The organism is Microbacterium sp. P5_B6, assembly GCF_056400345.1.
Map to the genome: position 1 here is coordinate 380,424 of NZ_JBFULL010000006.1, position 16,222 is coordinate 396,645.

Annotated in this window: 10 protein-coding genes; 7 read left to right on the forward strand and 3 right to left on the reverse strand. The window is 69.8% G+C overall.

Going from position 1 to position 16,222, the window contains the following annotated elements:
* Window positions 1–44: 44 nt before the first annotated feature.
* The 3 genes from trxB to AC1DP3_RS11150 form a co-directional block, all read right to left on the reverse strand.
* Complete coding sequence (gene trxB / locus AC1DP3_RS11140; protein WP_477293228.1) at window positions 45–1,031, reverse strand: thioredoxin-disulfide reductase; 987 nt, start codon at window positions 1,029–1,031, stop codon at window positions 45–47.
* A gap of 112 nt (window positions 1,032–1,143) precedes the next feature.
* Complete coding sequence (gene murJ / locus AC1DP3_RS11145) at window positions 1,144–2,742, reverse strand: murein biosynthesis integral membrane protein MurJ (protein WP_477293229.1); 1,599 nt, start codon at window positions 2,740–2,742, stop codon at window positions 1,144–1,146.
* Window positions 2,739–5,114 (reverse strand): DUF6049 family protein, encoded by a 2,376-nt coding sequence (locus AC1DP3_RS11150; RefSeq protein WP_477293230.1) that lies wholly within the window; start codon window positions 5,112–5,114, stop codon window positions 2,739–2,741. The genes murJ and AC1DP3_RS11150 overlap by 4 nt, the downstream gene beginning before the upstream one ends.
* A gap of 130 nt (window positions 5,115–5,244) precedes the next feature.
* Between AC1DP3_RS11150 and AC1DP3_RS11155 the strand changes: the two genes are divergently transcribed.
* The 7 genes from AC1DP3_RS11155 to AC1DP3_RS11185 all read left to right on the forward strand — a co-directional run bounded on the left by AC1DP3_RS11155 (window position 5,245) and on the right by AC1DP3_RS11185 (window position 16,185).
* Window positions 5,245–6,789, forward strand: coding sequence for a DUF7059 domain-containing protein (locus AC1DP3_RS11155; protein WP_477293231.1), 1,545 nt, complete (start codon window positions 5,245–5,247; stop codon window positions 6,787–6,789).
* A gap of 42 nt (window positions 6,790–6,831) precedes the next feature.
* On the forward strand, window positions 6,832–8,259 hold the full coding sequence (locus tag AC1DP3_RS11160) for a CCA tRNA nucleotidyltransferase (protein WP_477293232.1): 1,428 nt from the start codon (window positions 6,832–6,834) through the stop codon (window positions 8,257–8,259).
* A 68-nt stretch (window positions 8,260–8,327) separates the two neighbouring features.
* Entirely contained in the window at window positions 8,328–9,656 is a 1,329-nt protein-coding gene (locus AC1DP3_RS11165) for a GAF domain-containing protein (protein ID WP_477293233.1), read from the forward strand.
* A 283-nt stretch (window positions 9,657–9,939) separates the two neighbouring features.
* A complete protein-coding gene (exaC, locus tag AC1DP3_RS11170) occupies window positions 9,940–11,487 on the forward strand; it encodes an acetaldehyde dehydrogenase ExaC (RefSeq protein WP_477293234.1) in 1,548 nt (515 codons plus the stop codon).
* A gap of 136 nt (window positions 11,488–11,623) precedes the next feature.
* Window positions 11,624–12,022 carry a DUF779 domain-containing protein gene (locus AC1DP3_RS11175; protein WP_477293235.1) on the forward strand — a complete coding sequence of 133 codons (399 nt, stop codon included), beginning with the start codon at window positions 11,624–11,626 and terminating at the stop codon, window positions 12,020–12,022.
* A 187-nt stretch (window positions 12,023–12,209) separates the two neighbouring features.
* Window positions 12,210–14,372, forward strand: a complete 2,163-nt coding sequence (gene malQ / locus AC1DP3_RS11180; protein WP_477293236.1) for a 4-alpha-glucanotransferase — start codon at window positions 12,210–12,212, stop codon at window positions 14,370–14,372.
* Between the two features lie 178 nt (window positions 14,373–14,550).
* Entirely contained in the window at window positions 14,551–16,185 is a 1,635-nt protein-coding gene (locus tag AC1DP3_RS11185) for an ABC transporter substrate-binding protein (protein WP_477293237.1), read from the forward strand.
* The last annotated feature ends 37 nt before the right edge of the window (window positions 16,186–16,222 follow it).

The window sequence follows — 16,222 nt, forward strand, 5'->3', positions numbered from 1 at the left end:
GGGAGGGGAACGTCCGCGGAGGCGGAGATGTTCCCCACGCCGACTCAGGCGGCGTCGACCTCGGCGAGGCCTTCGATTTGATCGGCATCGGCGACTGGCGCCCCCGCTTCGCCGAGCGAAGCCAGGAAGTGCTCGACATCGAGGGCGGCGACGGTTCCGCTGCCGGCGGCCGTCACAGCCTGCCGGTAGGTCGGGTCGATGACATCGCCCGCGGCGAAGACGCCGGGCAGCGACGTGCGAGATGAGCGGCCGTCGACCCAGATGGTGCCCGCAGACGTGAGCTCGAGCTTGTCGTGCACGAGGTGGGTGCGCGGGTCGTTGCCGATGGCGACGAAGACGCCATCGAGCGGGATGCTGCGCTCCGTGCCGTCGATCGTCGAACGCAGGAGCAGGCCGTTGACGGCCTCGTCACCGAGGATGTCGATGACCTCGCTGTTCCAGACGAACTCGATCTTCGGGTTCGCGAACGCGCGCTCCTGCATGATCTTCGAGGCGCGCAGTTCATCGCGGCGGTGGACCACGTAGACCTTCGATGCGAACTTCGTGAGGAAGGTGGCCTCCTCCATCGCCGAGTCACCGCCGCCCACAACCGCGATCTCGCGCTCGCGGAAGAAGAACCCGTCGCAGGTGGCGCAGTAGGACACCCCACGGCCCGAGAGGCGCTCCTCGCCCTCGATGCCGATCTTGCGGTACGCCGAGCCCGTCGCGTAGACGAGGCTCGTCGCCTCGTGCACAGCGCCGCTGCCGAGAGTCACGCGCTTGACGGGACCAGAGATGTCGAGATCGACGACATCGTCGTAGAGCACCTCCGCACCGAAGCGCTCGGCCTGCTCCTGCATCTTGGTCATGAGGTCAGGGCCCAGAATCCCCTCGGGGAAGCCGGGGAAGTTCTCGACATCGGTCGTGTTCATCAGCTCGCCACCCGCCTCGACCGAGCTCGCGATGACCAGCGGCTCGAGGTTCGCGCGAGCCGCGTAGATGGCCGCCGTGTAGCCGGCAGGCCCCGATCCGATGATGATGACGTGACGCACGTCCGCCCCCTCTGTGAGTTCCGGATGACTCAACCAATCGTAAGCGCGCGGTATTCCGCGGCTCGTGCGCATGACGGGGGTTCACAGAACACCCTGGGCGAACTCCCACGGGTCAGCGGCCGCGGAGCCTGCGCACGATCGGCCCGACCACGGCGAGCTCGGGGGCCCGCAGGAGTGCCAGCATCCCGAGATAGACCAGCACTGCGACGGCCCCGATGACGGCCGTCCCGATGGCGCCGAGCAGGCGGTCCGACACCGTCCAGCCGTTCACGCCGCCGAGGAGGAGGAAGGTGCCCCATCCCGCGGCGGCCGCGGGGATCGCCGCGAGAGCGAAGCGGCCGAGCGACAGCATCCATCGACCGACTCCGATACCGCCGAGTCGACGGTTCAGGAGCCACGTCGCCACGATCACCTGGATGATGCTCGAGATCGACTGGCCGAGCGCAACGCCGGCCGCGAGCCGATCGAGGGGAAGCGTCGCCGAAGCGATCAGCGCGGTCGCGATGACGATCGTCGTCTGCAACAGCGTGAACATGAAGGGCGTGCGCGTGTCGTCGTAGGCGTAGAAGGTCCGCTGCACGACGAACAGCACCGCCAGCGGCACGAGCGAAACGAGGAAGCACACCAGCACGAGTGCGGCGTCGACTGCCTGTGCGGGAGTCGCGGTGAAGATGCGCGAGGCGGGGATCGAGGCCACCATCAGGGCTGCGGTTGCGATCATCGTGAAAAGGCCGAGGGTCCGGATGCTGCTGCCGATGTCGGCTCGCACAGCATCGTCGCGACCGGCATGCGCGTGCTCACTGAGCTGCGTGAAGTACGGCGTTCCGATCGACAGCACGATGATCGAGTAGGGGAGCATGAAGATCAGCCAGGCGTTCTGTGAGGCCATCATCGCCGCGCCCTCGCCCGATGCGGGGGACAGCACGCGCGACTGCACGACGCCCGCGAGCTGCCCGGCGAGGACCATGAGGAACGTCCACTTGGCGAGATCGCGGAGCTTTCCGAGACCCAGGCCCCGCCAGCGGAAGTCCGGGCGCAGGTGGAGGCCGGCGCGTCGCCAGAAGAACACGAGCAGCAGCGTCTGGAGGACGATTCCGAGGGTCGCGGTGCCGCCGAGGAGGGCGATCATGCCGGGTGTCCAGTCCTCGACGATCGTCTGCTCGGGACCGAAGAGCAGGATGAACACCGTGAAGCCGGCGATCGACACCAGGTTGTTGATGATCGGCGCCCAGGTGTACGGGCCGAAGACGCGACGAGCGTTGAGGATCTCGCCGAGCAGCGCGAAGAGGCCGTAGAAGAGGATCTGCGGCAGGCACCAGTACGCGAAGGATGTCGCCAGGGCCAGCTGGTCGGGTGGGAAGTCCGGTGCGTACAGGAGAACGAGCCATGGTGCCAGTGCCACCGCCAGAGCCGTCGTGCCGAGCAGGACGACGGTGCCCATCGTGACCAGCTTGGAGATGAAGGCCTGGCCGCCGTCGGGATTGGCTGCCACCTTGACGATCTGCGGCACGATGACCGCGGTCAGCAGCCCGGTCGAGATGATCGTGTAGATGATGTTCGGCAGCTGGTTGGCGACCGCGAACGCGTCGCCCGCGCGGCTCTGCACCGAGCCGATCGCCGCGACCAGCACGATCGTGCGCAGGAGGCCCGTGAGCCGCGAGACGAGCGTTCCGGCGCCGATCATCGCGCTCGCGCGGGCGATGCCGCTCATCGGATGGGCTCCTCGGGCTCGGCGGGATCGGGTTCGCTCCGGTCGGGTTCGCTCCGGTCGGGTTCGCTCAGCTCAGGTTCGCTCCGGTCGGGCTCGGCGGGATCGGGCTCGGCGGGATCGGGCTCGGCGGGATCGGGTTCGTTCGGCTCAGCCGCATCGGGTTCGTTCGGCCCAGCGTCCACAGTCGGCCCTTCGAGGCCCGCCTCGGCATCCTTCCGCCGCCGCCGTCGCCGCTGGATCGTGCGAATGACTCCGACGAGGAGGAATCCCACACCGAACACACCGATGATGACGAGTCCGATGCCCTCCCACTCCGCGCGGACGTGCACCTCGCGGGTCTGCGCGTCGCCGATGAGCACGCCGGTCGGGCTGCGCAGTTCGAGCTGGATGGTCACATCGCCGCTGCCGAGCTGCGCCTGGACAGGGACCTCGACGCGCGTGTTGCTCCGGGGCTGCGCGACGACACTGGTGGTCTGCTGCACCCTGAGGCGCAGATCGTCCGGCGCGGCGAACAAAGTCACGTTGGCGGGGTAGGGGAGGTCGTTGCGGACCCAGACCGGGATGACCGCGCCCGAGGTGATCAGCTGGATCGGGCTTGCGCGGATGATCCCCACGGAATTCAGCGTCGCAGCGGATTCGCCGCGGTGGGTCTCGAGTGCCGCAGCCCATGCCTCGGGCTGCGGGCGCCATGCCTCGCCCAGGAGTTGAAGGATCTCGGCGCGCTCGGGCTGCCGGAGCAGTCCCGGGTCGTCGAGGATGGAGGAGAAATCGGCGATCGCGGCCTCATCGGCGACGAGCGCGGATGCCGCCGCGGTGCGGGCTTCGTCTGCCGCGATGGCGACGACGTCGAGGGCTTGCGAGGTCGAGTTCACGAGCGTGCCCAGGGCGGCCGGGGTCGCCGAGGGAGTGCCCAGCGCCGCCGTGATCGCCGTGCGGAGGGCGACCCGCGAGCGATCCTCCGCGCGGTCGACCGTCACCAGCAGCGGTGCGCCCCCGGTCTCGTCCAGCGCGAACGAGAGATAGGCCGTGGCGGCCGCCAGATGTGCGCCGCGCAGCGACGCGATGTCAAGGGTCGAGGCATCAGCAAGCTCGTCTGAGATCGCCGAGTCGTAGACGAGCACGGGTGCTTCCCCGGCGCTGCCCGGGGCGGCGACGGTCCTGCCATCGGCTCCGGCAGCCGTCGTATCGGAGGGGATGAGCGTCAGACCCCGCTGATCGTCGACGGTCAGCGCGCCGAGGGCCGCGACGACATCAGCGCCGGCCGTCCCCGTCGCAGGCCAGAACACGCCCGCGCGAGCCTGCCCGATGTCGAGCAGGGCTTCGGTGTCGGGGTAGACCGGAGCGGTCGGGTCGAGGACGGGGCTCGCGGACGGGGTGGGCTCGGGGGCGTCCTCCGCGATGAAGTCGTCCGGGGTGAGATAGGCCTGCAGGGAGGTCGGGCGAAGGGGCGGGACGATTCCCGCCTGCACTTGGGCCGCCACATCCGCGTCCCCGAACTGCAGGGCGAAGCGGGTCTGCGGAAGCCCCTCCAGCCGTGCGAGCCACAGCAGGGCGTTCGGCGGCGCGGAGGCGCCGAGCGCCCTGATCGCCGCCGGGATCGCCGGGTCGACAGCGAGGATGACCTCGGTGCCCTCGACGGCATCGAGGATGTTGGTCAGCGATCCCTCTGGACCGGTCAGCTCGACCAGTTCGTCGGGGGTGAGGAGTCCCTCCGCGGTGGGACCGGCCGTGACGGGAACCACGACGCCCACACCGACGGGGGCGGCGGCGTCGTCGGGGACGACGACCGCGCTCGTCGACGTGAAGGATGCCTCGCCCGTCGTCAGCGTGGCCACCACGGGGTAGACGCCGGGGGTGAGGGCGGCGAGCCGGGGGTCGCCTTCCCCGGCTGTGATTCCCCGCGTCTCGGCGGCACCGGCATCCACAGCAGGAAAGGCGATCGAGGCGAGTTCGGCCACACTGGCCGTTCCCTCGCCATCGAGCCATGCCGCGAGATCGCGGCGGTCAGTGAGGGGCGTCGTCCCGAACGACAGCGACACCGTGCCTGGAGAGGTCGGCGAGAACGTGGCGTTCGCCAGGGTGACCGAGACCGTCAGGGTCTCGCCCGGCCTCAGGATGCCGTTCGAGATCGGGGCGAGCGTGAACTCGGCGTCTCCCTCGACCGCGCTTGCGGAGGGAGTCGGCGACGGCGTCGCGGACGGAGACGAGGCCGTTCCGGCGGTGATCGCGGAGGAGGCCGTGCCGGCGGTGATCGCGGAGGCGGCGGGGGCTGCTCCGAGACCGATGAGCATCGCGGCGAGCCCCGCGATCGCACCCAGACGAACGCGGAGTCCCGGCCCGGAGGGCAGGGGGCGCGTAGGGGGATCAATCATGCTGGCGTTCGCTCCTGTGCGATTCCGGACCGCACGATCGACTGTGATTCTACGGGCGTGCCCTTCGAGCGCCCCGCGCGTGCACCGCGGTTCGCGCGTCCGGGGTGCACAGGTGCCGGACCCGGGTTGAATGGACACCGTGACATCGCTCCCCGTCCCCGTGCCCGATCCACAGCTGTGCGCGGCGCTCGCCGACGACCTGCGAGAGGCCGGCTACCACGGCGCTGACGTCCGCGCGGCGTGGGGTGACGTCGCCGACGAGGCCCTCGGACGCGGCCTCCGCTTCCCCGCCGTGCGTGCGCTCGAGGGCCGCGAGGACCCGCTCGCCGTCCTCGCGCGGCTTTTCACGCTCGGGATGCCGCAGCCCGCCGGCCTCGTGGATTCGGCCCTCCCGCGGACCCGGGGTCACGGGCTGGTGGGCCTCGGGCTCGCACGGCGCGAAGCGCCCAGCATCCGTCCGCTCGCCCTCGTGCGCGCCCAGCCGTTCGCGGACGACGCCGGCGACGGCGGCTGGTGGATCGCGAGCGACCTCGACGAGGCGGCCCTGGGCGGGCCCCTGCCGGTGGACCACGTGCTGGGCGTCGGCGGAGCGTCGATGACCCTTGCCGCGCTGCAGCTGCCGACTCCCGCTGCGCGGGGCCTCGATGTCGGCACGGGATGTGGGATCCAGGCGCTGCGCGCTCGCCGCAACGTGGACCAGATCGTCGCAACCGACATCTCGGAGCGTGCTCTGGGCTTCGCGCGACTGAACGCCATGCTCAACGGGGTGGGAGGAATCGACGTCCGTGCCGGCAGCCTGTTCGAACCTGTCGCGGGTGAGCAGTTCGATCGGATCGCGTCGAATCCGCCGTTCGTCATCACGCCGCGGATCGCCGGCGTGCCGGAGTACGAGTACCGGGACGGCGGCATGGTCGGGGATGACCTCGTCTCGGAGTTCGTGCGCGGCGCCGGGGCGCACCTCGCACCGGGCGGCGTCGCACAGCTGCTGGGCAACTGGGAGACGCGGGACGGTGTCGAGGGACTGGATCGCGTGCGGGGCTGGGTGGAGTTCTCCCCGGTGCCGCTGGACGCGTGGGTGATCGAGCGCGAAAGCCTCGACCCGCTCGCGTACGCCGAGCTGTGGATCCGTGACGGCGGGACGGTGCCGGGCGACCCCGACTTCGCCCGCCTCGCTCAGGCGTGGCTCGACGACTTCGACGAGCGGGAGGTCACCGCCATCGGATTCGGCTACATCCTGCTCCGCCGCCCCGCCGAGGGGGCGCCCACCCTCGCGCGCTACGAGCGGGTCAGCGAGGCGCCGAGCGGCGCGCACCTCGGACGTCACTTCGCCGATGCACTCGCCGCGCACGATCGACTCGCGGTGCTCGATGACCAGGGCGTCGCGGCATCCGTGTTCCATGTCGGGTCGGACGTCACGGAAGCCCGCCACCACCTCCCCGGTGAGGAGGCGCCGAGCGTCATCGAGCTGCGGCAGGGCGGCGGACTCGGGCGCACCATCGGGGTGGATCCGGCGCTGGCGGCACTCGTCGGCGCCTGCGATGGAGACCTCGCGATCGATGTGCTGTCGGACGCGATCGCCCAGCTGATGGACGTCGACCCCGTCGCCCTCCGCGCGGACCTGCTGCCTCGGGTGCGCGAGCTCGCCTTCGCGGGATTCCTTCGGTTCGAGGACTGACCGTCAGCGGGGCCGCCCCGGGGTCGTCGGTAGGCTCGTCGCATGCTCAACATGGCCGAGGGCGTCGCCCGGCTCGGTGCGCTCGCGGAGTCTCACGTCGTCGCGACGCTCGGCCGGGCGTTCGCGGACGCGGGCCGCGAGCTGGCGATCGTCGGCGGGCCGGTGCGCGACGCGCTGCTGGGCCGCGCGACGAACGACCTCGATTTCACGACGGATGCCCGTCCCGACGAGATCCTCGCCATCGTCACGCCGATCAGCTCGGTGCAGTGGGACGTCGGACGCGCCTTCGGGACGATCGGGGCCCGGGTCGCGGGCGAGCAGGTCGAGGTGACCACCTACCGCGCCGACAGCTACGACGGTCTGACGCGGAAGCCCTCGGTCGAGTTCGGCGACAATCTCGAGGGCGACCTCGTGCGCCGCGACTTCACGGTCAACTCCATGGCGCTGCGGGTGACCGGCCGCACCCTCGTCGACCCGACCGGGGGCGTCGAGGACCTTCTCGCTGGCCGGCTGCGCACGCCCATCGACGCGCGCGTGAGCTTCGGAGACGACCCGCTGCGGATGCTCCGCGCCGCGCGCTTCGCGTCGCAGCTGGAATTCGCCGTGGACCCCGACACCGAGGCCGCCATCGCCGAGCTGCGCGAGACGCTGTCGATCGTGAGCCCCGAGCGCATCCAGGGTGAGCTCACGCGACTGCTGCAGACGGACGACCCGGTGCGCGGCATCCGCCTCCTCGTCGACACGGGCCTGATGGACGTGTTCCTGCCCGAGGTTCCGGCGCTGCGGCTCGAGGTCGACGAGCATCACCACCACAAAGACGTCTACGAGCACTCGCTGACGGTGCTGCGCCAGGCCATCCAGCTCGAGCGGTTGCGGCATCCGGATGCTGCTCCCGACGTGCCGCTGCGGCTCGCCGCCCTGCTGCACGACATCGGCAAGCCGTCCACCCGGCGCCTCGAGCCGGGCGGCGGGGTGACCTTCCATCACCACGACGTCCGCGGCTCGCGGCTCGCCAAGAAGCGCCTGCAGGCGCTGCGGTTCGACTCCGACACCATCGGGGTCGTGTCGCGGCTCATCGAGCTGCACCTGCGCTTCTTCGGGTACGCCGAGGGTGCGTGGACCGATTCCGCCGTACGACGCTATGTGCGGGATGCCGGGGGCGAGCTGGAGCGGCTGCACATCCTCACCCGTGCCGACGTGACCACCCGCAACAAGCGCAAGGCCGCTCGCCTGGCCGGGGCGTACGACGACATCGAGCGACGCATCGCGGAGCTGGCGGAGCAGGAGGAGCTCGAGGCGATGCGTCCCGAGCTCGATGGGAACCGCATCCAGGAGCTCCTCGGCATCGGACCGGGGCGCGAAGTGGGCGAGGCCTATCGGTTCCTGCTCGACATCCGCCTCGACGAGGGACGCATCGGCGAGGAAGAGGCCGAGGCGCGCCTCAGGGCGTGGTGGGCTGCCCGCGCCTGAGTCAGCCGTCGCCGTGCCCGGCGCGCCTACACTGAGACGCACGCTCCCCGACGTCGATCGGAGCCGCGATGACTTCACCGTGGTCGACCAGGCGCGATGCCTCGCCCGAGAACTCGCGACTGATCATCGAGCGTGCCCACGAAGAGCTCGTGTCGGGAAATGCCGCGGATGTGCGGCTCGGCGATATCCGTCCGCTGGTCCGCGAGTCCTGGCGTCGATCGGTCGCGAAGCTCGTCGGGGCCGAGGCGCTTCCACCGCTCGACCTTCCGCTCCCTCAACTCGACGAGTACCGGCGGGCGCACCCTCTCGCGGGCGTGATCGGCATGATCCGGGGTCTCCTGATTCCCGGCGACCCCGAAGACGCCGGTGTCGTGGTGGCGGTGGGGGATGCCGCGGGCCGGCTCCTCTGGGTCGAGGGGGATCACCGCATCCGCGCCCTGACGGGTGACATGGGATTCGTGGCGGGTGCGAACTGGTCGGAGGACGCGGTCGGCACGTCTGCGCCGGGAACCGCCATCGCCCTCGACCGGTCGGTGCAGATCCGGGGCGCAGAGCACTTCAACCGGCTGGTGCAGCCATGGTCCTGCACCGCGGCGCCGGTGCACGACCCGGAGACGCGCCGCATCGTGGGGGTCATCGACGTCACCGGTGGCGAGCAGGTGGTCACGCCGCAGGCTCAGCTGCTGGTGGATGCCACGGCGCGCGCCGTCGAGGGGGAGCTCCTGCTCGCGCGACTGCGGGCCCGAGAAGCGACGCCTGCACCCCGGCCGGCCCGCCGCATGGAGGCGACCCGCACGACCCTGCGCGTGCTCGGCCGCGATCGGGCGCTCCTGGAGGTCGCGGGCGACGGCGTCGAGAAGATCTCCGAGCTGGGGCAGAGGCACGCCGAGCTGCTGCTGATGCTCGCCACCCATCGCGAGGGCCTCTCGGCCGACCGGCTCGGCGAGCTCGTGTACGGCGACCCCGAGGCCTCCGTCACCCTCCGTGCCGAGATGGTGCGCCTGCGGAAAGCGCTCGAGAGGACCGCGCCCGCCATGACGCTCGAGTCCCGTCCCTACCGGCTGTCAGCGCCCATCGAGACGGACGCCCACCAGGTGCTCTCACTGCTCGATCGGGGTGCGCATCGCGTCGCGCTCGCCGCCTATCGAGGCGACGTGCTCCCGGACTCGTCCGCGCCGGGAGTGGAGGAGTTCCGCGATTCGGTGCGTACGGCGCTGCGCGAGGCGCTCCTGGCCGAGGCATCCGTCGACGTCCTCCTCGTCTTCGCCGACACCGCGGCCGGCGCCGACGACGAGGAGCTCCTGCGGCTGTGCCTGTCGATGCTGCCCGCGCGCTCGCCGAAGCGCGCCGGGGTCGTGGCGCGGATCGAGCGGCTCGAGAGCCTCGAGCGCGAGTAGGTCGCCCCGGCGCCGCTGGAGCGGCCCCCGGCTCGATCGGACGTTCGCCCCGCTCGCCCCGACTCGCGTCCACCCGCACCCCCCGGATCCACAGGTCAACCACCGATCCACAGGTCCGACCGGCCGATATCTCCCTGCAGACGCGTGGTTGACCTGTCGACCGGGCGCCCGGAGGAATGCCGGACGGATGCCGCGGCATCCCGTGCAACATCGTGCAACGTGGCCGGCCCTATCTTCGTCGCAGCGCGGCACCGAAGCCGCCGAAGCGTCGAAGGAGACACACATGACCATCGTCGAAGAGGGCGTCTCGAGCGTCTATGCCGCCCCCGGCCAGCGGGGATCGGTCGCCGACTACCGTCCGCGGTACGGCCACTACATCGACGGCGAGTTCGTCGAGCCCGTCCGCGGCCAGTACTTCGAGAACATCTCGCCCGTCAACGGCAAGCCCTTCACCGAGGTCGGCCGCGGCACCGTCGAGGACGTCGACCGCGCCGTCGAGGTCGCATGGCAGGCGTTCGAGTCGTGGAAGCGCACGACACCGGCAGAGCGCGCCAACATCCTGAACAAGATCGCCGACCGCATCGAGCAGAACCTCGAGGCGATCGCCGTGGCCGAGACCTGGGAGAACGGCAAGCCGATCCGCGAGACCCTGGCCGCCGACATCCCGCTGGCGATCGACCACTTCCGCTACTTCGCGGGTGTGCTGCGCGCCCAGGAGGGGTCGCTCAGCCAGATCGACGAAGACACGGTCGCCTACCACTTCAACGAGCCGCTCGGCGTGGTCGGCCAGATCATCCCGTGGAACTTCCCGATCCTCATGGCGACGTGGAAGCTTGCCCCCGCCCTCGCCGCGGGCAACTGCGTGGTGCTCAAGCCGGCCGAGCAGACCCCGGCCAGCATCCTGTTCCTCTTCGAGATCATCGGCGACCTCCTGCCCGCCGGCGTCGTCAACATCGTCAACGGCTTCGGGATCGAAGCCGGCGCCCCGCTCGCGCAGCACAAGCGGATCCGCAAGGTCGCCTTCACGGGTGAGACCACCACCGGACGCCTCATCATGCAGTACGCCTCGCAGAACCTCATCCCTGTCACGCTCGAGCTCGGAGGCAAGAGCGCGAATGTCTTCTTCGAGGACGTCGCCCGGTCGCAGGACGACTACTACGACAAGGCGCTCGAAGGCTTCACGTTCTTCGCACTCAATCAGGGCGAGGTGTGCACCTGCCCCTCCCGCGCACTCATCCAGCGCTCCATCTACGACGGTTTCCTCGGCGACGGGCTCGACCGCGTCGCGAAGATCGTGCAGGGCAACCCGCTGGACCCGGCGACGATGATCGGCGCGCAGGCGTCGAACGATCAGCTGGAGAAGATCCTCAGCTACATCGACATCGGCACGCAGGGCGGCGCGAAGCTGCTCGCCGGCGGTCACCGCGTCGATCTGGGCGGAGACCTGAGCGAGGGGTACTACGTCGCGCCGACGGTGTTCGAGGGCACGAACGACATGCGGATCTTCCAGGAGGAGATCTTCGGGCCCGTCGTCTCGGTCACCTCGTTCAACGACTTCGACGAAGCCATCTCGATCGCCAACGACACGCTGTACGGACTGGGCGCGGGCGTCTGGAGCCGCTCCGGCGACACCGCCTACCGTGCCGGCCGAGCCATCGAAGCCGGCCGCGTCTGGACGAACACCTATCACCAGTACCCCGCGCACGCCGCGTTCGGCGGGTACAAGCAGTCCGGCATCGGGCGCGAGAACCACCTCAAGATGCTCGACCACTACCAGCAGACGAAGAACCTCCTCGTCTCGTACGCCGAGGGGCCCATGGGCTTCTTCTGAGCCGCCGGCCGGCTCACGCTCGTCCGACGACCGGATCCCCTTGACGGTCGTCGGACGAGGATTCCCCCCACACGAGAGCCGCCGCATCCTCGACGCGGCGGGCGGGTGATGGCCCGAGTGACAGTGACGAGGCGAGATGACAGAGACGCAGACCTCCAGCCGGGTGGCCGTGACGGATGCCGCTGCCGCCCTGATCCGGCAATTGACCGCGCAGCACGGGCCGCTCATGTTCCACCAGTCGGGCGGATGCTGCGATGGCAGCGCGCCCATGTGCTACCCGGTCGGCATGTTCCTCACCGGCCCGAGCGACGTGCACCTCGGCTCGCTGGAGGCGGGGCTCGACGATCCGATCGAGGTCTACATCTCCGAGGCGCAGTTCGAGTACTGGAAGTACACGCACCTGACCATCGACGTCGTGCCCGGCCGCGGCGCCGGGTTCAGCGTCGAGGGCCCGACGGGCAGCCGGTTCATCATCCGCAGTCGCATGCTCACCGAGTCGGAGCTCCTCCACTTCGGGCTCGGTCCCGGCCGCTGAAACCCGGGGCTGGTGGCCCGCGCCCGATTCAGCCCACCGGATGACAGGTCAACCACGGATCCCCAGGGCCGATCCGCCGAATCCTCCCTGTAAACGCGTGGTTGACCTGTCGAACCGGTCAAGGGACCCCTTCGCCTAGCCTCGGCATCCGTTCCCCTGCAAGGATCGTCCTGACGAGGGGGGTCTGATGACCACGGACGACCGACCGACGCCGACGCTCGCCGCACTCGCCGAGGCACACGGAGTCGCGACAGGCTACTGGTCGTTCTTCGGCGACCGCGTGGAGGTGCCGGCAAGCACCCTGCGGCTCATCCTTCGCGCGATGGGCGTCGCGGCGGACGACGAGGCGTCGGCGGCCGCGGCACTGATCGCGGCCGACGAAGCGCCGTGGCGGAGCCTGCTCCCGCCCTCGGTCGTCGTGCGGAGAGGCGGGGGCGAAGTGCTGGTGCACGTCGCCGACGGATGCGATGTCGAGGTCACCCTGACGCTCGAGGACGGGTCGCGGCGCAGCATCCGGATTCCCGACCAGCAGGCGGAGTCGCGGACGATCGACGGCTCGCCGCGGTGGCGGGTGCGCGTGCCGCTGCCCGACGATGTGCCGCTCGGCTGGCACACCCTGACCGCCGGCGAGCACCGGGGAGCGATCCCGGTCCGCGCGGCGAAGGCTGCGCTCATCGTGACGCCTGACCGGCTCTCGCCTCCGCGGACGCGTCCCGGAGCCGGCCACCGGGCGTGGGGACTCATGGCCCAGCTGTACTCCGTGCGTTCGCGGGCGTCCTGGGGCATCGGGGATTTCGCCGACCTGGGAGACCTCGCCACCATTGCCGCGGCGCGGGGCGCCGACTTCCTGCTGGTCAACCCGATCCATGCGGCCGAGGTCACGGTGCCCATCGAGCCGTCGCCTTACCTGCCGGCCACGAGGCGGTTCATCGCTCCGCTCTACGTACGACCTGAGGACATCCGCGAAGCGGCGTATCTCACCCCGCAGGACGCAGCGCTCGTGAGCGGGGCCAAGCTGCCCGCCGCTGCCACCGACACCGACCCCGAGCTCGTCGACCGCGATATCGCCTGGATCGCGAAGCGCCAGGCGCTCGAGATCATCCACCGCGCTCCCCGGAGCGCTGCACGGCAGGCCGCCCTCGATGCCTTCATCTCGGCCGGAGGCGCGGCGCTTCAGGACTTCGGCCTGTGGTGCGCGCTCGAGGAGCATTACGCGCAGCTGCCCGCCGGTGAGGAAAGGCCCGCGGACGCCCGCGACATCGGATCACCGCTCGTCGCAGAGCTGCGCGTTCGGCTCGCTGAACGCGTCGATTTCCATGTCTGGCTGCAGTGGATCGCCGACGATCAGGCCCAGGCGGCCCAGCATGCCGCGCGCGCGGCAGGCATGAGCATCGGCGTCATGCACGATCTGGCGGTCGGGGTGGATCCGGAGGGATCGGATGCCTGGTCCCTGCGTGACATGTACGCCCAGGGCATGCGCGTCGGCGCGCCGCCGGACATGTACAACCAGCAGGGGCAGGACTGGAGCCAGCCGCCGTGGCTGCCGCCCGCGCTCGCCGCAGCCGGGTATGCGCCGCTGCGCGACATGATTCGCAACCTCCTGCGGCACGCGGGGGCACTCCGGATCGATCACGTCATCGGGCTCTTCCGCCTGTGGTGGATTCCGACGGGCCAGGCACCGACCGCCGGAACGTATGTCCGGTACGACCACGAGGCCATGATCGGCGTGCTGGCACTCGAAGCCGAGCGCGCCGGCGCGGTCCTCATCGGCGAGGACCTCGGCAACGTCGAGCCGTGGGTGCGCGAGTATCTCTCGTCTCGCGGGGTGCTGGGCACCTCCGTGCTGTGGTTCGAGTACGAGGGCGACGGCTTCAAGCCTCCGGAGAATTACCGCGAGTCGGTGCTCGCCACCGTCAACACGCACGATCTCCCGCCGACGGCGGGGTATCTCGCCGGCGAGCACGTCGACCTGCGAGCGCGGCTGGGCCTGCTCACCGAGCCGGTCGAGCAGGTGCGCACCGAAGCGATCGCAGAGCGCGACCGGATGCTGTCGCTCCTGCGCGAGCGCGGGCTCATCGACGCGGGTGCGACCGAGCAGGATGTCGTCGAGGCGCTGCACGTGCTGCTGACCGCTTCGCCATCGGTGCTCCTCGGTGTGGGGCTGGTCGACGCCGTGGGCGAGCGGCGCGTGCAGAACCAGCCCGGCACACACCGGGAGTATCCGAACTGGCAGGTGCCGCTCGCCGGGCCCGAGGGCCGGTGCGTGCTCGTCGAGGATCTCGCGACGAACGAGCGATTCGCGTCGCTGACCGCGGCCGTGAACAGCGCGCTGCGCAATTCGCTGACCTGATCGACGGTCGCGCCGAGCATGTCGCACGCGGGATGCGGCATCCCGTGCCACTTTCGCTGGATTGCAGTCTCGTTACGAATCGTTCACTCGATTGCCCTCGGCGCCTTGCCCGGCGAAGATATCCCGAGTGGCTGAGTCGCCTGGCGCAGCCGATCCTTTTCACAGCAGAGGTAGCAATATGTCACTGCATCACAGCGCGCGCGGCCGTCTGGGCCTCGCCATCGGGGCCTTCGGCGCCTCGGCTCTCCTTCTCGCCGGCTGCGCCGGCGGCGGAGGCAACACCGACAGCACCGACGAGGCGTCGGGCGAGCCGATCATCGTCGGCACGACCGAGACCATCACGTCCATTGACCCTGCGGGTTCGTACGACAACGGCTCGTTCGCGGTGATGAACCAGATCTACCCGTTTCTCCTCAACAGCGTCTACGGAACCGCTGAGGTCACACCCGACATCGCCGAGTCGGCTGAGTTCACCTCGCCGACCGAGTACACGGTGAAGCTCAAAGAGGGTCTGAAGTTCGCGAACGGAAACGACCTGACCGCGTCGGACGTCAAGTTCAGCTTCGATCGTCAGACCGCCATCGCTGACGAGAACGGTCCGTCGTCGCTGCTCGGCAACCTCGAGAGCACCGAGGCCGTGGATGACACGACAGTCGTCTTCACGCTCAAGAGCGGCAACGACCAGACCTGGGAGCAGATCCTCTCGAGCCCCGCCGCTCCGATCGTGGACGAGGACGTCTTCTCAGCCGACAGCGTCACGGCCGACGCCGACATCGTCGCAGGCAAGCCCTTCGCGGGCCAGTACGTCATCGACTCGTACAAGGTGAACGAACTCATCTCGTACTCGCCGAACGCCGACTACCAGGGCAACCTCGGTGCCGCAGAGAACGCCGGTGTGACGGTCAAGTACTACACCGACGCCTCTAACATGAAGCTGGATGTAGAGGGCGGTGACATCGACGTCGCATTCCGCAGCTTCTCGGCGACCGACATCGACGACCTGTCCACGAACGACGCCGTCAAGATCGTCGACGGCCCCGGTGGAGAGATCCGCTACATCGTCTTCAACTTCGACACGATGCCCTTCGGCGCGAAGACCGCCGAGGCCGACGCCGCCAAGTCGCTCGCCGTCCGCCAGGCGGCGGCCGACCTGATCGACCGCGACGCGATCTCGAAGGACGTGTTCAAGGGCACCTACACGCCGCTCTACTCGTACGTCCCGCAGGGGCTCACAGGCGCGAACGAGGCCCTCAAGGGCCTCTACGGCGACGGCAACGGCGGCCCGGACGCCGACAAGGCGGCGGCACGCCTCGAGGAGGCGGGAGTCGCGACGCCCGTGACCCTCAACCTCCAGTACGCGGGCGACCGCTATGGCCCCTCGTCGGGTGACGAGTACGCCGCTATCAAGTCGCAGCTCGAAGAGACCGGCCTGTTCACGGTGAGCCTCGCGCAGACGGAGTGGGGGCAGTACTCGAAGGACCGCGTCGCCGATGCGTACCCTGAATACCAGCTGGGCTGGTTCCCGGACTACTCAGATGCCGACAACTACCTGCGTCCGTTCTTCGCCGCGGACAACTTCCTCGCGAACCACTACGAGAACACCGAGGTGCAGGACCTCATCTCGACGCAGCTGACCGAGACAGACGCCGCAACGCGCGAGGAGGACCTCGGCCAGATCCAGGATCTCGTCGCGGCCGACCTCTCCACACTGCCGATGCTTCAGGGCGCGCAGATCGCGGTCGTGGGTGCCGCGGTGGAGGGCACGACCCTCGACGGGTCGTTCAAGTTCCGCTACGCGCCGATTCACAAGTAGCAGTCAGTACGTGCCGGGGTCCGGCCGACGGGTTCGT